Source organism: Erythrobacter sp. JB2-19, from assembly GCF_057365005.1.
The window spans coordinates 3,171,511-3,191,114 of the sequence record NZ_CP200290.1; the positions used below are offsets into that span (position 1 = coordinate 3,171,511).

Consider the following 19,604-nt stretch of genomic DNA (forward strand, 5'->3'; position numbering starts at 1 on the left):
ATCCTGGCGCGGCCTAGACCATAAAGCTTTCGCCGCAGCCGCAAGCGCCCTTGGCATTGGGGTTCTCGAAAGTGAACCCAGCTGTGAAGTCGTCTTCGACCCAATCCATGATTGAGCCGACCAGATAGAGCACGCTCGCTCCGTCGATGTAGAAGATGCCGCCTGGCGTTTCGATCTTCTCATCCATCGCGACCTCTTCGGTGATATAATCAACCGAATAAGCGAGGCCGGAACAGCCGCGGCGCGGGGTCGACAGCTTCACGCCAATCGCATCGTCCGGTGCTTTGCTCATCAGCTCGGCCACGCGCGCCTCTGCGCCCTTAGTCAGCGTGACAGCCGCAGGGATCTTGCGCGTCTTGGTTTTGAAATCAGTCATGCCGCCAACTCCTTCTGCCAAAACAAAGCATGGCCTTTGTTTGGGTCCAGTTGATAGTCGCCGTAACCCAACGAGCTGTATAGCGCCTTGGCAGGCTCATTCCCGCTCAGAACTTCCAACGTAACTTTGCACGCTCCGTTTTCAGCTGCGATAGCCTCAATCTCCGCAAACAAGGCCTTGCCCAACCCCCTACCGCGATAGGCCGTTTTGATCACAATATCGTGAATGTTGACGAGCGGCTTCGCAGAAAACGTCGAGAATCCAAAAAAACAATTTGCCAGTGCGGCTGGCTCCCCATCGCAATATGCTATCAGGGAGAAAGCGTTCTGTTGCTCCTGCAGACGCGCAGCAAGGTTGGCGCGAACTTCTGGATCGAGGGGGGCTCCTCCCCCATTGGATCGAGCGCATAATAGCCCAGCAAATCAACTAGGTCTGCAGCATCCTGTCGATCAGCGTAGTCGGTCTTTTTGATTGTCACGGCACTCATCACAGCATTCCTAACTCAAGCCGCGCCTCATCGGTCATCTTATCCGGACCCCAAGGCGGATCCCATACCAAATCAACTTCGGCATCGCGAACGCCCGGCACGCTTGCCGCGCGCAATTCCACCTCGCCCGGCATGGTTTCCGCAACCGGGCAATGCGGCGTTGTCAGCGTCATGGTGACGGTCACATCGGCCTCGTCATCCACCTCCACGCCATAGATCAAGCCCAGATCATAGATGTTGACGGGTATCTCAGGATCGTAAATTTCCTTGAGCGCATCGACGACCGCCTGTTGCAGATCGCCGCCCGCGCCGCCGACCTCGCCAGTCGCCGGGGCCTGAGCCAGAAAGCCCTCAAGATAGTCGCGCTTGCGCGGCTCATCAGACACGGCTTCAACCTCTGCATCAGGGTCAATCGCATCATCCACCCGCGCGCGCTTTGGCTTATTGGCCACCACGTCCTCGTTCGGCGCAGGGGCCGCCACAAATTTGGTGTCATCTTCTGGCTTGTTCATTGCGAAGTTCCCAAAAACAAACGACGCGTGCGCGCAATCCCTTCGAGCAGCGCATCAACATCATCATCATTTGAATAGAGCGCGAAACTGGCCCGCGCTGTTGCTGGCACGCCCAGATGCTCCATCAGTGGCTGTGCGCAGTGGTGTCCCGCCCGGATCGCGACATTTGCCTCGTCCAGGATAGTGCCCAGATCATGCGGGTGAATATCATCGATCGCAAAGCTGACGATGCCTGCGCTATCCGCAGGGCCGAACAGGCGCACATCATTCATCGCGCCCAGTTCCTGGCGCAGGCGAGTGACCAAAGCGCTTTCCCGCGCATGGATCTGGTCTAGGCCCACGTCGCTGACATAATCAGCCGCCGCTGCAAAGGCGATTGCCTCAGTGATGGCCGGCGTGCCTGCCTCGAACCGGTGCGGCGCAGGGGCGTAGGTTGTCTTTTCAAAAGACACGCGGTCGATCATCGCACCGCCGCCTTCCCAAGGGGGCATGGCGTCCAGAATGTCCGCCCTCGCCCAAAGCGCGCCGATCCCGGTCGGGCCATAAAGCTTGTGCGCGGAGAATACGTAGAAGTCACAAGTCAGCGCCGCCACATCGACCGGCATGTGCGGGGCCGACTGACAGCCATCGAGCAGCAGCTTTGCGCCAACCTTATGCGCCAGACCAGCGGCACGCTTCGCGTCCAGAACAGAGCCGAGAACGTTAGAGACATGGCCAAAGGCAACCAGCCCATGCCGCTCAGTTAGCATGGCTTCGGCTGCGTCCAGATCAACCTGGTGATCATCGGTCAGCGGGCAGACATCGATATGCGCGCCGACACGCTCGGCGAGCATTTGCCACGGCACAATATTGGAGTGATGCTCCAACTGAGAGAGCAGGATCCGGTCGCCAGCGCCAATGTTGGCCTGGCCCCAAGTGTTCGCGACAAGGTTGATCGCCTCGGTCGCACCGCGTGTAAACACCAGCTCGTTTTCCTGACCGCCAATGAAGCGCGCAACCGTGCACCGGGCACCTTCATAGGCCGCAGTCATCTCCGCTGAGCGCGCATAAACGCCGCGGTGAACGGTCGCATAATCCTCGCCCATCGCGCGGGCCATCGCATCAATCACCGCCTGCGGCTTTTGCGAGGTCGCAGCGGTGTCGAGGTAATGCCACGGCGCACCGTCCCGGCCAACCAGGCCAGGAAAGTCAGCGCGGCGCAGATCGCCAGTGTCGCGGGTCAAAGAAGCGGGCGCGTTCACAGCGCGCTCCTCTCAAGCGCGGCCAGCGCCACATCCAGCAGCTGCGCTTGCGCATCGGTGTCGCCCATCGCCACCAGAGCATCGCCGATAAAGGCCTGAACGAGCAAACGCTGCGCCACATCAGGAGCAATCCCGCGTGCGGCCATGTAATACCGTGCATTCTCATCGAGCTGACCCATGGTAGCGCCGTGTGCGCATTTCACATCGTCGGCGAAGATCTCGAGCTGAGGGACGGCGTTTGCGCTCGCGCCTTTTTCCAGAAGTAGCGCCTTGAAGTCCTGCGCAGCATCGGTCTTTTGCGCATGGCGTGCGACATTAATCTCACCCAGGAAATTGCCCGAGGCGGTGCCCCAATGGACGCTGCGCACGGTTTGGTTGCTGGTCCCGTCTGGCTCTGCATGAATGGTCTTGGTCACGAATTCGCGGGTGGCGTCGCCGCCGCCAATCGTCACGCCGCCAAACTCGAAATGCGCCGCGCGTGCCAGCGTCACCTCGATCTCCAGCCGGGCTGAGCCGCTGGCTGCGTTGACCGCGAAGAACTCTGCCCGCGCGCCTTCGCCCAGCGCCACGCGCAGCCGCGTAACCGCAGGCGCATCGCCGTCCAGCACAAAGGTCTCTCGGTGCGTCTCGCCCGCTGGCACCGCAATTTCGCGCCAAGTGTTCAGCACGTCGGCGCCAATCGCCTCTGCCGCTGAAATGTCGGCATAGCGCCAGGCCTCATCGTGCCGGGTTGGGAGAGTGGCCAATTCGCTCACGCCGCCGCCCCAAGGTTTTCCGCCATAACCGCGTCATAGCCTTCGTTCTCAAGCCGCAGGGCAAGCTCTGGACCGCCGGTTTCGATAATACGGCCATCAGCCAGAACGCTGACGAGGTCAGGCTTCACGACGTCAAGCAGACGTTGGTAGTGGGTGATCAGCAGCACGCCCTTATCCGCCGCGCCGCCATCCGGGCGCATGATGGCATTGATGCCCTCACCCACCACGCGGAGAGCATCGATATCGAGGCCGCTATCGGTCTCGTCCAGCACCGCCAGCGACGGGGCAAGAATGCCCATTTGCACCATTTCGGCGCGCTTCTTCTCACCGCCGGAAAAGCCGACATTCACGTGCCGTTTTAGCATGTCCATATCCATGCCAAGCAGGCCTGCCTTTTCCTTAGCGAGCTTCAGAAACTCGCCCCCGGACAAAGGCTCTTCACCGCGCACTTTACGCTGAGCATTGAGCGCCTCGCGCAGGAATTGCACGTTGGAAACGCCGGGGATCTCAACCGGATATTGAAAGCCGAGGAACAGGCCAGCGGCTGCGCGCTCATGCGGGTCCAAATCCAGCAAATCTTGGCCCATGAACTCGACACTGCCGCCGGTCACTTCGTAACCCGGCTTTCCGCCCAGAACATTGGCGAGCGTCGATTTGCCCGCGCCATTGGGACCCATAATCGCATGCACCTGGCCGGGACGGATTTCGAGGCTCAATCCTTTGAGGATCGCGTTCCCGGCGGTTTCGGCGTGGAGGTTTTCAATCTTCAGCATTGCAAATCTTCTCTTAAATAAATGTCTGTCGCCAGCTCGGCTCAATCGCGGCGGCGGGGGTAATCTTGGTTGGGGTTCTCTTCGCGGTGAGCCCGCGCGGCGTCTTTCCGATCGCCAATGCGCATCCGCATGCCGATCGTGATGCGTTCCAGCACCTTGTCCATGTTTTCCAGGATGTGCTCGGCCTTGATCCGCATTACGCGAATGCCGACCGCCTCCAGGCTTTTGTCGCGCCGCTTGGAGATCGCCAGATCGTCATCTTCTTCCTCGATGATGATCGCCATGCCAAGGTTGTGGCAGTTGAAGTCGACAATCGCGCTGCCGACAACGGCGAAGCGTTTAAAGGTGTATTTGCCCATGTCGGCCTCGGCAAATCGCTTAGCGAGCGCCTTGTTGGCAGGCGAGGCGAAGCGCCGCATTTCGCGCGCACGGTCATGCAACGCATCGAGACGCTTGTCCGAGATTTTCCACCCGCGACCCTTTTTGTTGAGGGTCTCGGGATCAATCGCTTCGTCGGAAGGCTTGAGGGCGAGTTTTTTGCGTTCAGTCATTTATGCGAACCGAAAAGCTTAGACCAGAATCCTTTGCGCTTAGACGAAAGAGCCGGGCTGGGTCCTGCTACAGCTTCAGCCTCTGGTGCTGCTTGTTGCGCCAGCTCTCGAGCTCTTTGGCGTTCCAATCGTTCGGCGACCTTCTCCTCCTCCCTTGCCAATTCAGATATGCAGCTATCAATCTCTGACCGCAGGTATTCTGACACATCATTTGCGCTTTTCATGATGTTAAAGGACAGTCCCAAATATCTGCCATCCGTAATCTCAGATACGGCTCTCATAAACATGAGAGCAACGACCATCTCTCGCATATCGCTCCCTGTGACCGACATTACACCTTGCGACTCAGCAAAGAATGGATCGAGTGTAGTTAGATCAGGACTTCCCTGAGGAAGAAAATGGAATTCGAATCCCGTTTCGTGCCCGCCGTGTTTCGCAGGCAAAAAACCAGAGTGCTCAGCAAGATCGATTGAGCGATCGAATTCGACAGAATGCCCAAACGCAAGGCATTTTGCGTTTACTTCAGCAATGCTTGGGATTCGATCACCCTGCCAAACAATAAGGTTTTCAATCGACATCACCCCACACTCCCTTCAAGCGAGATCGCCAGCAGCTTCTGCGCCTCAATCGCAAATTCCATTGGCAGCTCTTTCAGCACATCCTTGGCAAAGCCATTGACGATCAAGGCCACAGCCTCTTCCTCGTCCAGCCCGCGTTGCTGCGCATAGAACATCTGCTCTTCGCTGATCTTGCTGGTGGTCGCCTCGTGCTCGATCTGAGCGCCGGGGTTCTTAACCTCGATATAAGGCACCGTGTGCGCGCCGCATTCATCGCCGAGCAGCAGGCTGTCGCATTGCGTAAAATTGCGCACGCCGTCGGCATTGGGACCAACCCGCACCAGCCCGCGATAGGTGTTGTTCGACTTGCCAGCCGAAATACCTTTGGAGATGATGGTCGAGCGCGAACCCTTGCCATTGTGGATCATCTTAGTGCCGGTATCGGCCTGCTGGAAATTGTTGGTGACCGCGACCGAGTAGAACTCGCCCACGCTGTCTTCGCCATTGAGAACACAGGATGGATATTTCCACGTCACAGCAGAGCCGGTTTCGACCTGCGTCCAGCTGATCTTGGAGCGATCGCCCTGGCACAGCCCGCGCTTGGTCACGAAATTGTAGATCCCGCCGACGCCTTCGCTGTTGCCGGGATACCAATTTTGCACGGTCGAATATTTGATCTCGGCATCTTCCATCGCGACCAATTCAACCACTGCGGCGTGCAACTGGTTCTCATCACGCATCGGCGCGGTGCAACCTTCGAGATAGGAGACGTAAGCGCCTTTCTCGGCGATGATCAGGGTCCGCTCAAATTGGCCGGTGTTCTCCGCATTGATACGGAAATAGGTGCTGAGCTCCATCGGGCAGCGCACGCCCTCTGGCACATAGACAAATGTGCCATCGGAAAAGACCGCGCAGTTAAGCGTCGCAAAGTAATTGTCGCGCTGAGGCACGACCTTGCCGAGCCATTTTTTGACCAGCTCTGGGTATTCCTTGATCGCCTCAGAAATCGACAGGAAGATAACGCCTGCCTTTTTCAGCTCTTCGCGGAAGGTTGTCGCGACGCTGACGCTGTCAAACACGGCGTCCACTGCGACTTTCTTCGCGCCTTTGACCCCGGCCAGCACTTCTTGCTCGCCCAAGGGAATGCCAAGCTTGTCATAAACCGCCTTGATATCCGGATCGAGATCATCGAGCGAATCCAGCTCAACCTTCTTCGTCGGCGCGGCGTAATAATAGGCATCTTGATAGTCGATTTTCGGATAACCAACCTTGGCCCAATCCGGCTCTTCCATCTGCTCCCACAGGCGGAATGCCTTCAGACGCCAATCGAGCATCCATTCCGGCTCGCCTTTTTTGCCCGAGATAAACCGCACCGTGTCTTCGGTGAGGCCTTTTTCGGCAAATTCGGTGTCGATTTCCGCCGACCAGCCATGCTCATATTCCGCTGCATTGGCGGCAGCCTCTTTGGCCTCGGTGTCCATTTCAGGCGCATCGGAAAGCGGGCTTTCCTGAATATCGAGATTATCGCTCATACCAGTTCCTCTGCATGCACCAGCTGCGTCAGCGGAATATCCGCCAAGGCGCCGCGCAATGCGGTGTTAATGATCGGCCAATGCGGTTTCATTTCGCAAGTGGCCTCAAAGTCGCAATCGTGGGAATCGACGCAGGCGGTGAGAGCGATCGGCCCCTCTACCGCTTCTATGATATCAGCCACGCTGATCGCCGCCGCCGGACGCGCCAATTGCAATCCGCCATGCGCGCCGCGAACGGAGCGCAATAGGTTTGCGGCGCTGAGCTTTGACACGAGCCGCTGAACCGTCGGCACAGGCAGGCCCGTTTCCTTGGCCAGTTCAGCCGCGCTCACCCGCCCATCGCCGCAATGGCTGGCAGCCTGGCGCATGATAATCACGGCATAATCGGCAAGGTTTGAAAGGCGCATGGCTCGCTACGTTTCCAGAGTGATGACACGGCCAAAACTCTTAATCGGATAGATTCGTTCCGAATTGCAATTAAGAGCGAATTCGTCCGAATTCAACGCAAATGCGCCTGTTGCGAGTCGTTAGCGCCTAGCGCGGTTTTGCCTTAGGCCGTAAACTCACGACCCGTCTGTCATGACCGCCAAGCGCTTATTGATGTAGCGCTCCACATTCTCTTCCAGAATATTGAGCGGAACCGGCCCAGTTTTCAGAACCACATCGTGAAATTCGCGGATGTCGAACTGACCGCCCAGCCGGGTCTTGGCCTGCTCACGCAGCTCCATAATCTTCAGCTTACCGATGGTGTAGGCCGTCGCTTGGCCCGGATAGACGATGTAACGTTCAATCGCCTTGCGAATATCACCGTCGGGATTGGGCGTGTTATCCGTGAGATATTGGATCGCCTCCTCCCGGCTCCAGCGTTTGTCATGGATACCGGTGTCCACAACGAGGCGGCAGGCCCGCCAAAGCTCCATGCCCAGCCGGCCAAAATCGGAATAGGGATCAGTGTAGAAACCCATGTCCTTGCCCAGCTCTTCAGAATAGAGCCCCCACCCTTCGGTGTAGGCGGTGACCCCGCCGAACCGGCGGAACGGTGGCACATCGCCAAGCTCCGTCTGAAGCGTACGCTGCAGATGATGGCCGGGTGAACCTTCGTGATAGGCCAGCGCCTCCAGCTCGTTCTTGGACATATCGCGTAGATTGTAGAGGTTCACGTAATAGGTGCCGGGGCGCGATCCATCCGGCGCCGGGCTTTGGTAGAACGCCTTGCCTGCGCTCTTTTCACGGAATGCCTCAACCGGCTTGATCACCATCGGCGCCTTAGGCAACACCGCGAAGTAATCCGGCAGCTTCGCCTCTAGCTTGCGCAGCACCGCATTAGCATCGGCGAGATAGTCTTCGCGGCTGGTGTAAAAGAAGCGGTCGTCGTTTCGGGTGAACTTGAAGAAGTCCTGCAGGCTGCCCTCAAACCCAACCTTGGCCATGATTGCACGCATCTCACCGTGGATGCGTTCAACCTCGCTGAGGCCGATATTGTGGATCTCATCAGCGGAGAGATCGGTGGTGGTGTAGTTTTTGAGCAAGGCTTCGTAGTAGGCCTTGCCCTCGGGCAGCCGCCAAACCCCGTCGTCAGTCGGCGCAACGGCTTCCTGCCGCTTCATCTCAGCTAACAGCGCTCGCAAGGCCGGAGTGGCTGTCATCACCCAAGCTTTGGTCGCATCCATCTTAAGCGCCATTTTAGTATCATCACCCAATGAGAGCGCATCGACCTTCTCACCAAAGTCGTTCAGCACAGCGTTATCGTCGCCGGCATTGAGCAAGTTCTCGATGTCGGAGATCACATAGGGATAGACCCATTTGGGCGGCATCACGCCATTCTCCGCACGCTCGCGCGCTTCGACCATGAGCGTATCAATCACCGCGCCCAAGCCCTCTATCCGACTAATGTAGGCCTCGGCATGCTCGGCGGTGTCGACCCGGTGAATGTTGATCAAAAAAGCAGGAAGTTGGCTCTGCGCTCCGCGCATCTGATTGAAAAGATAGACGTTCTTGCGATATTTATGCGTGCGTGCGCTGCGCTCCGCCATCGCTTCGAACAGCCGAAACGACAGCGCATCGTCACCTGACAACCCGCCGAGGTTGTAGCTATCACGCAGTTCGCTGGCGGTGTTTTGCAGCAATTGCGCTTGGGCAACCGCACCCGCATCGCTGTAATCATCCCACTCGCCATAGGCTGCATCACGAATGCCGCGATACGCCTTACCTTGAGGCGATAGAACCAATTGCGCTTCGTCATATTGCTTGAAAAATGCGCCTATTGCCGGAGCAGCATCGGCGGTCGGCGCGGGCTTGTCTGCGCTGGCGAGCTGCTGCTGCGCGGCGGGCGCGCAAGCGGAGGCAGCCAGGGCAAGAGTGGAGCTAAAGACAATAGCGAAGCGTCGCATAGATATCCTCATAACTGGTAATGGCAGCGTTGGCGGGGCAAATTTCCGCAGGTCCTAGCCCAGTTCGCGAAAATTCTTCAGGTCGATCATTTCATTCAAGAATGGGCTATCATCATCGCTCAACCGCGCTGGGGTGCGCCCGGCAAAGCGCTGAATCTCGCGGATCATATGCGATTGATCGAAAAATGCATCGGCCAATTCTGCCTCATATTCAGGCGTGAGCTGCGGGAAGGACAGCCATGCCGCAGCTCTCAAGGCGCGGTATTTGCGCGCGAGCGCTTGCGGTGGGAGGCCAAAATACCGCTCGACCAGGCGCTGAACCTGCCGTTCGGAATAGGACGCCGCCGCCATCAAGTCCGCCAGATCCGGATTGAGCGACGCACCCAGCCACCGATTCACTGTTCGAATCAACTCATTGTGGCGTGCCTTGAGTGGCCGTACCCGGCCTTCTATAAATGCACCGATTTCAAGTGCGCATTCGCGCCCGCTGAATTTACCTGCACGATATCCGGCATTGAGGCGTTCACCCATGGCCACAACTTCGCCGCCAAGTACGGTGCGCGCCTCGATCATCCGATCTCGATGCTCGCCTGCATGCAAGCCAGTGAGTGCACCCCAGCCTTGCGGGGTGAGGGCCGCACCAATCACATGAAATGGTCCTTCAACAACAATCGGCGTTGCAGTTGAAAGCGGCGTGAGCATTGCAATTTCTGGGTTGGAATCTCGGCGCCCATTCGGGAACAGCATTTCGCCCCTCCCAAGCGGGAAAAGTGAGAGATGGCCGATTGAGGCCGGCTGAATGTCTCGGATTTCCGCTTCTTCACAGCGAAAGTGATACAGGGTTGTCACATAATCACTGATCGCGGATGGCGGCGCGATGTACTCAATAGAGATGAGGGATGCAGGGGTAAGCTCAAACCCCGCTTCAGAAAAATCAGACTCGCTCTGAATCGTTGTTGTGGAGTGATAGTCAACCATTACGAGCGCCTCATCGGGCGAGGCCTAGCCGCTTCCCCTATGATTTAACACAAAAAAAGGACGGCTCTCAAACGAGAACCGTCCTATTGAAGTTGAGGAACTCTTCGCATTGCTGCTCCGAGCCCTTCGGGTCGCACGCATCATGTAGGACAGAAATACGGCGAATAATTGTATGCAAACGACAAATTGCAGTCCCCCCCACAATTTTTCTGAATTCTGTTGCGCAAACACCCTCGACAAGCATGCAAATATTGCGATAGCGCGCAGTTATGTTGTTTCGCTTTTTACGCCCGGCAATTTTCTCGCTTGATTCGGAGAAGGCTCACCGACTCGGAGTGGCCGCGCTCAAAGCGTCGCCGCTGCGCGCCACCTCACAAACGGGGCCGGGCGCAATCGAGATTGCTGGGCTGCATTTTCCCAACCCAGTCGGGGTGGCAGCCGGCTTCGACAAAGATGCAGAAGTTCCGGATCAGCTACTCGGCCTAGGCTTTGGTTTCACCGAAGTCGGCTCGATCACCCCGCGCCCGCAAGCTGGCAATCCAAAGCCGCGCCTGTTCCGCCTGGTAGAGGATAGGGCCGTCATCAATCGCATGGGCTTTAACAATGGCGGCGGTGCAGCGGCACTTGCCCGGTTGGAGCGGCGCAGAGACAACCCTGGTATTGTCGGCATTAATATCGGCGCGAATAAGGATCTCGGAGGATCGCATCGCCGATTATGCAGCGATGGCGCGAATGATGACCCCGCTCGCCAGCTATCTGGCGGTGAATGTTTCCAGCCCCAACACCCTGGGCTTCGCGCGCTGCAAGACGAAGGCGCGCTCAGCGAATTGATCGACGCCGTGATCGAGGCGCGTAAAGAGGCCGGAACAGGCCTCACAAAACTACCGCCGATCTTCCTCAAGGTCGCCCCAGACCTAATGCAGGATGATATTGATGCAATCGCCCGGATCGCTCTCGACAAGCAGCTCGGCGCGCTGATCGTCTCTAACACGACCATTTCGCGGCCAGCACTGCGTTCACACCATGCGGGTGAGGCCGGCGGGCTTTCCGGTGCGCCATTACGCGAACTGGCGCTCAAACGCGTGCGGGATTTCCGCGCAGCGACCGGCGGCGGCATCCCGCTGGTCGGCGTCGGCGGAATTGCCAGCGCCGAGCACGCGTGGGAGCGCATTCGTGCGGGCGCCAGCCTGGTCCAACTTTATTCTGCCATGGTCTATGAAGGCCCCGGCCTTGGCGCTCAGATCGCGCGCGGTTTAGAGCGGTTGATGAAACGCGATGGGTTCACCAGTATTGCAGAGGCAGTCGGAACCGAATAGCGCTGCGAAGCATGATCAAACGCCTTTCTGCAAGTCTCGCCGTCGTTGCTCTTCTCACAGGCTGCTCAGCCTACAGCTCTCAAAGCTCTGCCAGCAGCACCGCCGCACCAGCTGAGCCTGTCTTCACCGGTGCGGTGAGCAGCGCCGATCCGCGCGCCACCGCCGCCGGCGAAGCAATCCTGGCCAAAGGCGGCTCTGCCACCGATGCCGCGATTGCAGTGATGCTGGCGCTGACCGTGGTGGAACCGCAAAGCTCGGGCATTGGCGGCGGCGGCTTTCTGGTCCGGGCCGATGGCAAGGGCGGCGAATTACTGACCTATGATGGCCGTGAAACTGCACCTGCAGCGGCAACCGGCACACGCTTTCTCGATGAAAATGGCGAACGCTTGCCGCGCGAATTGCGCACCCTTTCCGGCCTCAGTGTCGGTGTGCCGGGCAATCTTGCCCTCGCAGCAAAAGCGCACGCAACGCACGGCAAATTGCCTTGGGCCGACCTGTTTCAGCCCGCCATCGCTCTGGCAGAGGACGGATTCCGCATGAATGTGCGGCTCAACGAATCGCTGTCTGGCCGCAATAAAGGACGCGCCGGGCTGACCGCAGAAGCGCGCGCCGTTTTCTTTGGTGCGGATGGCGAACCGCTGCCGGTTGGCTCCATCATCCGTAATGGCGAGCTGGCCGAGGCGCTCACCGATCTGGCCGAGACCGGGGCAGAGGCGCTGTATGATCGCAATGCTGCGGATTTGGCGGAATATATTGCTGAAAAGACGCCGCAAGATGGCAAGATGACCACGGCGGACATCACCAGCTATCGGTCCAAACTGCGCGATCCGGTCTGCGCGCCCTACCGAGAATATCAGGTCTGCGGCATGGGTCCGCCATCATCGGGTGGCGTCGCGGTTGCGCAAATGCTGGGACAGCTAGAGCGTTTTGACCTAGGCGCACTTGGGCCAGAAAGCCCCAGATTCTGGCACCTGTTTCTGGAATCTCAGCGAGTCGCCTATGCCGACCGCGAGCTGTACATTGGCGACAGTGATTTCGTGAGCGTGCCGGTGAAGGGTCTGGTGGATCCCGCCTATGTCGCGAGCCGCAGCGCGCTGATCAGCCCATCGTCCACTATCACCGATCTGAAACCGGGCACGCCTCCTGGCGCCCCGCTCGCCCGCGCAGACGGTGACGAGCCACTGGAGCAAGGCACGACCCATTTCTCCGTGGTCGATGGCAATGGCAATGCGGTGAGTTATACCTCAACCGTGGAGGGTGCGTTTGGATCAGGCCTATTTTTTGGCGGGTTCTACCTCAACAATGAGCTTACCGATTTCAGCTCCACTCCGATGGTCGATGGCAAGCCGGTCGCCAATGCTGTTGCGGGTGGAAAGCGGCCCCGCAGCTCTATGGCACCAACAATCGTACTTGACCAAAAGGGTGACGTTATCCTGGTGATTGGCGCGGCCGGTGGACCGACCATTCCGGTGCAGGTCGCTCGCTCCATCATTGGCGTGATCGATTTCGGACTAAGCGCACAGGACGCACTGGCTTTGCCGCTGATTATGTCGTTTGGCGAAACCGCCGTGATTGAACAAGGCTCCATGCTGGAGGATATGCAGGAAGAGCTGACAGCGCTGGGCCACACACAGATCCGTGCTTTTGGCCCGCCACTAAAGGCCAACGCATTGCGCCGCACGGCGGATGGTTGGGAAGTGGCCACCGATCCGCGTATCGCACCAAAGCTGGTTTATACCCGCTAGCGGCCTTGCTCGGCCGGGGAACTCGGCTCACCGCCGGTGCATTACCTCTTCAGACCGGCAAGCACCATTGACGCTTGCGCTAATTCTGGGCGCGCCTAATCTGCGCAAAACTAGAAAACTGGTGGGGGAGCCAAATTTCAGTGCCGCAAGACACGCATCTCAACGACATCGATAATGCGAACAATCTCGTCGAATTGTTCCTGAAACGCGCGGATGAAAAAGGCGATGCGCCGTTTCTGGGGCGCAAAGCCAATGGCGAATGGACCACGCAAAGCTGGCGTGAGGTGGCAGAGCAGGTCTGCTTGCTCGCAGAGGGGCTGCGCCGGATTGGCTTGAAAGACAGGGACCGCGTGGCGCTGGTCTCAGAAAACCGCCCCGAATGGTGCATTTCCGATCTCGCTGTGATGGCCGCGGGCTGCATCACTGTGCCAACCTACATTACCAATACCGAGCGCGATCATTGCCATATCCTGGACAATTCTGGCGCACGCGCGGTTATCGTCTCTACCGAAAAGCTGCTGGCCCCCGTGCATGGCGCGATCCAATCGACCGGCATTGCCGACCATGTGATCGGCATCGAAGATCTGCACCGCAAGCAATCAAGCGGCTTTGAGTATCACAACTGGGACAGCATGGTCGCGGGCGATCCGGCCCAGGCCCGCGTAGCCGTGGAAGAGCGCCTTAAGGGCATTACGCGCGACACCACCGCTTGTCTGATATACACCAGCGGCACCGGCGGCGCCCCGCGCGGGGTGAAGCAGCATCATGGCGCGATCCTGTGCAATGCAGGCGGCGCAGCTGAAATCCTGATCAATGATTTTGGCATTTCCAACGAACGTTTCCTGTCGTTCCTGCCTCTCAGCCACGCTTATGAACATACGGGCGGGCAATATCTGCCAATCTCCGTCGGGGCAGAGATCTATTACTCAGAAGGCCTGGAGAAACTCGCCAGCAATATCGAGGAAGTGCGCCCGACCATTATGGTCGTGGTCCCGCGCCTGTTCGAAGTGCTGCGCAGCCAGATCCTCAAGCAGGTCCAAAAGCAAGGCAAGCTCGCCAATTATCTGATGGACCGCGCACTGACGATTAGTGAGAAAGCCGCCGAGCGCGGGAACAAGCGCAAACGCGATAAGCCGATGGACTTCATCGTCGAGCGCACTTTGCGTCCGAAAATCCGCGACAGATTTGGCGGCCGGATCAAAGCTATGGTTTCTGGCGGAGCGCCGCTCAACCCGGATGTTGGCACGTTCTTTGAGGCAATGGGCCTCACCATGCTGCAAGGTTATGGCCAGACCGAAAGCGGTCCGGTGATCAGTTGCAATCGCCCGGCTACCGGCCTGAAGATGGACACCGTTGGCCCGCCAATGCGCGGGGTGGAGATCAAGATCGCCGATGATGGCGAGATCCTGTGCCGGGGCGAGCTGGTGATGCATGGATATTGGCAGAATGACGCCGAAACCGCGCGCACGCTTATGAGAGATCCCAATGATCCCGATGGTGCGCCCTGGCTGCACACAGGCGACATCGGGCATCTGGATGAAGCAGGCCGGATCGTGATCACCGACCGTAAGAAAGACATGATCGTCAACGACAAGGGCGACAATGTTGCCCCGCAAAAGATTGAAGGCATGCTGACCCTGCAACCGGAAATCGCGCAGGCGATGGTGAGCGGTGACAAGCGGCCCTATGTGGTCGGCCTGGTTGTGCCGGACGCAGAATGGGCGGTCGAATGGGCGCGCGCCAATGACGAGAAGTTCGATATGACCGCTCTGCAAGACCTGCCGGCCTTCAAGACCGCTGTTCGCGCAGCCGTTGACCGGGTGAACAAGGATTTGTCGGTGATCGAGAAGGTACGCCAGTTTACCTTTGCCGATGAAGCGTTCTCAATCGAGAACGAGGAAATGACGCCGAGCATGAAAATTCGCCGGCACAAGATCCGTGACCGCTACCAAGACAAGATTAGCGGGCTGTATCGGAGCTAAGAGGCGTGTTGGCTACAAACGCGATGTGGGGAAAAGTGATCGTCCTAAACGGGGTGTCCAGCGCGGGAAAAACCACGCTCGCTCGATGCCTCCAAAACAGATTTAGCGATCCTTACTTGCACGTTCAGTTAGATGCTTTTTGGAGCATGACGCCAGAGAACATCCCAGCGAATTCTGTGAATTTTCCCAATATGAAGTTAGCGATGGCGAGATCAGTCAGAGCAATGGCGGAGACTGGTCATAACGTTATTGTAGATATCGTCCAGAATGGCGCCAGCTCCCACGGCCATTTCGTCCGATCTCTCGCGGCGATTGATACGCTCTTTGTTAAAGTCGAATGCAATCTAGAAGAGTTGGAACGGCGCGAAAAAGGACGCGGCAATCGAAAACTAGGCCTAGCGAGATCGCAAATCGCTACTGTGCATGACGGTATCCACCATGATCTTGAACTCGACACATGGGCAATACCTCTAGAGGATTGTGCTGATCTTATCGAAGCTCACCAAAGGCGCGGGCACAAGTCTTAGTCTGGATTGTGAGATCGCGCTCAGCAACCAATTTCAAACCAGCTCAGCTTCCTCGACATATTCCGGATAGAAGCTGGGCGTTTCATCTGACCATGCAGGAGCCGTTGCCGCCGCTTCACTAAGCGATTGCAGCAGGACCTTGCGGCGTTCCGGCTGAATCTGCGGCAAAGCGCTGGCTGCGCAGAAGGCTGCGGGAAGAAACGGGCGCGCTTCTGCGCCGAGCAAGCGCTCGTAGAGGAAGCGAAACGCGGAAAAGCTGGTGATCGCATCGGCTTGCAGGTCGAAGGTCGCCATGCGGATTAGCTTGCCGATAAAGACTTCGGTATCGGCCATGCCGTGCTGGGCAGGGATCAGAGCGCGCAAAGATTTGAGATCCTGATAAGCGACATATTGGCGGCGGATCGCGGCGTTTTCACGCGCATCGCGGGCCCACAGCTTAAAGGCGTCCTTACGGCTCAGACCAATGTCGAGGCTGCACTTGATATAGCGCTGCTCAGCGGCGCTAAAGCCTGCGAACTCGCGCATTTCGCCGATTGCCATTGATGTACTGCCCACGGTCGCCATGAAAGTCTCCTCTGCGTTGAAGACGGTCATCGCGGAACTTGGTTAATAGGTAGTAACCCGTAGGTAAAATTTGTTGAATTGGGTGCTTTGTTTTGCACGCCCATACGCGCGCGCGATATCCTCGCGGATCACTAGCGTGAACCGTGCTCCGCCGCCAAGCCTGTCAGGTACTATATTAGGAGCCAAGCCACCCGCGCCGGTCCATGGGAAAAATCCCTAGATCAATCCAGCCAAAGGCGAGCTGGGATCGGCATATTTGCGACGCCCCATACGGCCCGCCAGATAGGCCTCGCGCCCGGCCTCTACCGCCAGTTTCATCGCGCGCGCCATGCGGATGGGATCTTTCGCCTCAGCAATGGCAGTGTTCATCAGCACCCCATCACAGCCGAGCTCCATCGCAACCGCCGCATCAGACGCCGTGCCAACACCTGCATCGACCAGCACCGGCACGCTTGCGCCTTCGACGATCAGGCGGATCGTCACCTGGTTTTGAATGCCTAAGCCTGAGCCGATCGGCGCGCCAAGCGGCATAATCGCCACCGCGCCCGCATCCTCCAATTGTTTGGCAGCGATCGGATCATCGACGCAGTAAACCATCGGGTGAAAGCCCTCTTTGGCCAGCACTTCTGTGGCTTTCAGAGTTTCGCGCATATCCGGGTAAAGCGTGCGCGCCTCGCCCAGCACCTCCAGCTTGACCAGATCCCAGCCACCTGCTTCGCGCGCTAGGCGCAGCGTCCGGATCGCATCATCTGCCGTGAAACAGCCAGCGGTGTTGGGCAGATAGGTGGTAACCTTCGGATCAATGAAGTCGGTCAGCATTGGTGCTTTGGGATCGCTCACATTGACCCGGCGCACAGCAACGGTGACGATTTCCGCGCCGCTCGCCTGCAATGCATCGGCATTCTGCTGAAAGTCCTTGTACTTACCCGTGCCGACAATCAGCCGCGAGTGGAAGGTCCGGCCCGCCACGCTCCAGCTGTCATCGCCCGAGGTGCTTTGCTCGCCGCCGCCCACGAAATGCACGATTTCCAGAGCATCCCCGTCTGCCAAGGGCGCCTGTTCAAGGGTTGAACGCGGCACGATCTCACCATTGCGCTCGACGGCCACTTTTTCAGGCAATAGCTCCAATTCGCGCACGAGGGTGGCGATTGTGTCGGCGCTGGTCTTGCGGATGTCACCATTGAGGGTGATGCTTTTTTCTGCAGTCATGTGCGCCGAGATAATGGCATCGCCGCGCGGCGCAAGCATAAGCGCATATCGGATGGCAATGGGCGCGAATAGCGGGCGCGAATTAGCAGCGAAATCAGCGCACTAACGCGTTGCGGCTTGATTAGTGGGCGTGCCGCAAATTGAGCACATGCCCGCAAGTGACGAGGGAAACGCCGATAATCGTAAGGACGGCTTCCTGTACGCCATGCGGCACAGCCAAAGCGCCGCCCATGAAAGTCAGGCCCGTCATAGCGATCACAAAGGGCGCCGCCTGGCGGTGCTTAAGCGCACCCCAACCAATCGCCACCGCTGCCACAATCAAGGCAATCACAAGGCCAAAACGATGGAGGTCCGGCGAAAGCAGGAACTGTCCGCCGACACCCAATCCCGACACAATAAAGATCGTCGCGACGCAATGAAGCGCGCACAGGCCCGAGAGCCAAATGCCGGCCCGGTCGAACCGGCCGCGAATCGAGGTATTGGTGTCGGTCATGATGACTGAAGGACCATGTATGTAATATTATACCATTCTGCAAGCAGAACTAAATCAAACGCTGTAAGCAGGGGTGCCTGGTTGCAGGATGCGCAAGGCCATTTGCGATCTACATACTTGCACTTCGCCACTGCGCAGGACACTTAGACGCCCGAAATGGCATCTTCGCTTCATCCTGCTTCATCCACTGTGGCACCCGACGCCGGGCTGGGCCGCCCGCTGGTGCTTGTGCGCTGGCTGATGATCGTGGCCGCAATGGTTGTAGTCATCGTGATGGTTGGCGGGATCACGCGTCTTACAGAAAGCGGCCTGTCGATCACCCAGTGGGATTTGGTTTCCGGCGTGCTCCCACCGCTGAGCGAGGAGGCATGGCGGACAGAATTCGATCTGTACCGCCAAACGGGCGAATACCGGTTTGAGAGCGGCCCTGCCGGAATGGATTTGGAAGCCTTCAAATTCATCTATTTCTGGGAATGGTTCCACCGCAATCTGGGGAGATTGATTGGTTTGGCATTTGCAGTCCCGATGGTGTGGTTTTGGGTGAAGGGGGCGATCCCCAATGGCTATAAGATTCGTCTGTTCGCGCTGCTTGCCTTGATTGGATTTCAAGGGGCGCTGGGGTGGTACATGGTGTCCTCCGGCGTGGGCACAGACCTCACTGATGTTAGCCATTTCCGCCTCTCGGCACATTTGCTCACCGCCTTTTTCTTGCTGGGCGGACTGGTCTGGACAGCGCTCGATCTGAGAGCTTTGTCGCGCGATCCGCAGGTCAAACCCGCTCCGCTCACTGCTCCAGCATTGATAGTGGCTGGTATTTTATTTGTGCAATTGCTGCTCGGCGCATGGGTCGCCGGCCTTAATGCCGGGCACGCCGCCTATGATTGGCCGCTCATGAATGGGAGGCTCATTCCCGAGGTCAATTTCACTCAAGGCGTATTGTGGACACTGACCCATGATCCGTTTTTGCTGCATTGGTTGCACCGCTGGTGGGCCTGGATCGCAGTCGCTGCTCTGGTGTGGATCGCGCGGCGCGTGCGCAAAACCCATCGCATGGCGTCCATCGCCGTGCACAGCGCCTTTGGCGTCATGGTGCTGCTCGGCATTGCGACCGTGCTGAGCGAGGTTTCTTTGTGGATCGCCGTTGCGCACCAACTGGCCGGGGCGTTGCTGGTCGCCAGTCTAGCATGGGCAATGCACAGTGACGGGCAAAACGCACTGGCAACTGTGCGGGTATAAGGCTTCAAATTGCGCTACACCGGGCGAATGACTGACCCAGCGACCGATACCAACTCCGCCTGTTCATCCGCGCTAATATGGTGCCCGTTCCCCGATCGCTGCAGCGCGAGTGACGTGGCAGGTGTACTGCTGGAAGAGGGCTTGATTGGCTGCGCCAATATGATTGGCGGGCTCGAATCGATCTTTAAATGGCAAGATACAATCGAGACGAGCAGTGAAGTGGCAGTGCTGTTAAAAACACGCGGCAATCTGCTCAATCGCACTATTGAACGCCTTGGTGTATTGCATCCCTACGATAGTCCAGCAATACTTGGCTGGCACTGTGACGCGGCCCACCATAAAACAGAAACATGGTTGGCCGCGCTTCAGCCGCGTTAGAA

The 19,604-nt window shown here is 58.1% G+C and carries 21 protein-coding genes; 6 read left to right on the forward strand and 15 right to left on the reverse strand.

Annotated elements, in window-relative coordinates; all coding sequences use genetic code 11:
• Nucleotides 1–13 precede the first annotated feature (13 nt).
• From AC0V6O_RS15165 to AC0V6O_RS15220, 12 genes are all read right to left on the reverse strand, one after another.
• On the reverse strand, nucleotides 14–376 hold the full coding sequence (locus AC0V6O_RS15165) for a HesB/IscA family protein (RefSeq protein ID WP_486145349.1): 363 nt from the start codon (nucleotides 374–376) through the stop codon (nucleotides 14–16).
• Complete coding sequence (locus AC0V6O_RS15170; protein WP_486145658.1) at nucleotides 373–717, reverse strand: GNAT family N-acetyltransferase; 345 nt, start codon at nucleotides 715–717, stop codon at nucleotides 373–375. The genes AC0V6O_RS15165 and AC0V6O_RS15170 overlap by 4 nt, the downstream gene beginning before the upstream one ends.
• 145 nt (nucleotides 718–862) lie before the next feature.
• A complete protein-coding gene (locus AC0V6O_RS15175) occupies nucleotides 863–1,375 on the reverse strand; it encodes an SUF system Fe-S cluster assembly protein (RefSeq protein ID WP_472640174.1) in 513 nt (170 codons plus the stop codon).
• Entirely contained in the window at nucleotides 1,372–2,616 is a 1,245-nt protein-coding gene (locus AC0V6O_RS15180; RefSeq protein WP_486145351.1) for an aminotransferase class V-fold PLP-dependent enzyme, read from the reverse strand. The genes AC0V6O_RS15175 and AC0V6O_RS15180 overlap by 4 nt, the downstream gene beginning before the upstream one ends.
• The gene (locus AC0V6O_RS15185; protein WP_486145353.1) at nucleotides 2,613–3,371 is read right to left on the reverse strand and encodes a SufD family Fe-S cluster assembly protein; all 759 of its coding nucleotides are present in this window, start codon (nucleotides 3,369–3,371) and stop codon (nucleotides 2,613–2,615) included. The genes AC0V6O_RS15180 and AC0V6O_RS15185 overlap by 4 nt, the downstream gene beginning before the upstream one ends.
• Nucleotides 3,368–4,189, reverse strand: a complete 822-nt coding sequence (gene sufC / locus AC0V6O_RS15190) for a Fe-S cluster assembly ATPase SufC (RefSeq protein WP_486145355.1) — start codon at nucleotides 4,187–4,189, stop codon at nucleotides 3,368–3,370. Before sufC ends, AC0V6O_RS15185 begins: the two co-directional genes overlap by 4 nt.
• Nucleotides 4,186–4,695, reverse strand: a complete 510-nt coding sequence (locus tag AC0V6O_RS15195; protein WP_472643811.1) for a DUF559 domain-containing protein — start codon at nucleotides 4,693–4,695, stop codon at nucleotides 4,186–4,188. The genes sufC and AC0V6O_RS15195 overlap by 4 nt, the downstream gene beginning before the upstream one ends.
• Entirely contained in the window at nucleotides 4,692–5,273 is a 582-nt protein-coding gene (locus AC0V6O_RS15200) for a hypothetical protein (protein WP_486145357.1), read from the reverse strand. The genes AC0V6O_RS15195 and AC0V6O_RS15200 overlap by 4 nt, the downstream gene beginning before the upstream one ends.
• Nucleotides 5,273–6,784 carry a Fe-S cluster assembly protein SufB gene (gene sufB / locus AC0V6O_RS15205; RefSeq protein WP_486145359.1) on the reverse strand — a complete coding sequence of 504 codons (1,512 nt, stop codon included), beginning with the start codon at nucleotides 6,782–6,784 and terminating at the stop codon, nucleotides 5,273–5,275. Before sufB ends, AC0V6O_RS15200 begins: the two co-directional genes overlap by 1 nt.
• Entirely contained in the window at nucleotides 6,781–7,191 is a 411-nt protein-coding gene (locus AC0V6O_RS15210) for an SUF system Fe-S cluster assembly regulator (protein ID WP_486145361.1), read from the reverse strand. Before AC0V6O_RS15210 ends, sufB begins: the two co-directional genes overlap by 4 nt.
• Nucleotides 7,192–7,347: 156 nt before the next feature.
• The gene (locus tag AC0V6O_RS15215) at nucleotides 7,348–9,174 is read right to left on the reverse strand and encodes a DUF885 domain-containing protein (protein ID WP_486145363.1); all 1,827 of its coding nucleotides are present in this window, start codon (nucleotides 9,172–9,174) and stop codon (nucleotides 7,348–7,350) included.
• Nucleotides 9,175–9,228: 54 nt separating this feature from the next.
• Nucleotides 9,229–10,152 (reverse strand): helix-turn-helix domain-containing protein, encoded by a 924-nt coding sequence (locus AC0V6O_RS15220; protein WP_486145365.1) that lies wholly within the window; start codon nucleotides 10,150–10,152, stop codon nucleotides 9,229–9,231.
• Nucleotides 10,153–10,421: 269 nt separating this feature from the next.
• Between AC0V6O_RS15220 and AC0V6O_RS15225 the strand changes: the two genes are divergently transcribed.
• The 4 genes from AC0V6O_RS15225 to AC0V6O_RS15240 all read left to right on the forward strand — a co-directional run bounded on the left by AC0V6O_RS15225 (nucleotide 10,422) and on the right by AC0V6O_RS15240 (nucleotide 15,722).
• A complete protein-coding gene (locus tag AC0V6O_RS15225) occupies nucleotides 10,422–11,468 on the forward strand; it encodes a quinone-dependent dihydroorotate dehydrogenase (RefSeq protein ID WP_486145367.1) in 1,047 nt (348 codons plus the stop codon).
• 11 nt (nucleotides 11,469–11,479) lie between these two features.
• Entirely contained in the window at nucleotides 11,480–13,213 is a 1,734-nt protein-coding gene (gene ggt / locus AC0V6O_RS15230) for a gamma-glutamyltransferase (RefSeq protein ID WP_486145369.1), read from the forward strand.
• Between the two features lie 140 nt (nucleotides 13,214–13,353).
• Nucleotides 13,354–15,195 carry an AMP-dependent synthetase/ligase gene (locus AC0V6O_RS15235; RefSeq protein ID WP_486145371.1) on the forward strand — a complete coding sequence of 614 codons (1,842 nt, stop codon included), beginning with the start codon at nucleotides 13,354–13,356 and terminating at the stop codon, nucleotides 15,193–15,195.
• A 23-nt stretch (nucleotides 15,196–15,218) separates the two neighbouring features.
• Nucleotides 15,219–15,722, forward strand: coding sequence for a chloramphenicol phosphotransferase CPT family protein (locus AC0V6O_RS15240; protein WP_486145660.1), 504 nt, complete (start codon nucleotides 15,219–15,221; stop codon nucleotides 15,720–15,722).
• Nucleotides 15,723–15,755: 33 nt separating this feature from the next.
• Here the strand turns inward: AC0V6O_RS15240 and AC0V6O_RS15245 are convergent, their stop codons facing one another.
• The 3 genes from AC0V6O_RS15245 to AC0V6O_RS15255 form a co-directional block, all read right to left on the reverse strand.
• Nucleotides 15,756–16,286 (reverse strand): hypothetical protein, encoded by a 531-nt coding sequence (locus AC0V6O_RS15245; RefSeq protein ID WP_472645780.1) that lies wholly within the window; start codon nucleotides 16,284–16,286, stop codon nucleotides 15,756–15,758.
• Between the two features lie 216 nt (nucleotides 16,287–16,502).
• On the reverse strand, nucleotides 16,503–17,495 hold the full coding sequence (gene thiS, locus AC0V6O_RS15250) for a sulfur carrier protein ThiS (protein ID WP_486145373.1): 993 nt from the start codon (nucleotides 17,493–17,495) through the stop codon (nucleotides 16,503–16,505).
• Nucleotides 17,496–17,616: 121 nt separating this feature from the next.
• Entirely contained in the window at nucleotides 17,617–17,988 is a 372-nt protein-coding gene (locus AC0V6O_RS15255; RefSeq protein WP_472640186.1) for a MerC domain-containing protein, read from the reverse strand.
• Between the two features lie 156 nt (nucleotides 17,989–18,144).
• Between AC0V6O_RS15255 and AC0V6O_RS15260 the strand changes: the two genes are divergently transcribed.
• The gene (locus tag AC0V6O_RS15260; protein WP_486145375.1) at nucleotides 18,145–19,224 is read left to right on the forward strand and encodes a COX15/CtaA family protein; all 1,080 of its coding nucleotides are present in this window, start codon (nucleotides 18,145–18,147) and stop codon (nucleotides 19,222–19,224) included.
• Nucleotides 19,225–19,251: 27 nt separating this feature from the next.
• On the forward strand, nucleotides 19,252–19,602 hold the full coding sequence (gene cutA, locus AC0V6O_RS15265) for a divalent-cation tolerance protein CutA (RefSeq protein WP_486145377.1): 351 nt from the start codon (nucleotides 19,252–19,254) through the stop codon (nucleotides 19,600–19,602).
• Nucleotides 19,603–19,604: the final 2 nt, after the last annotated feature.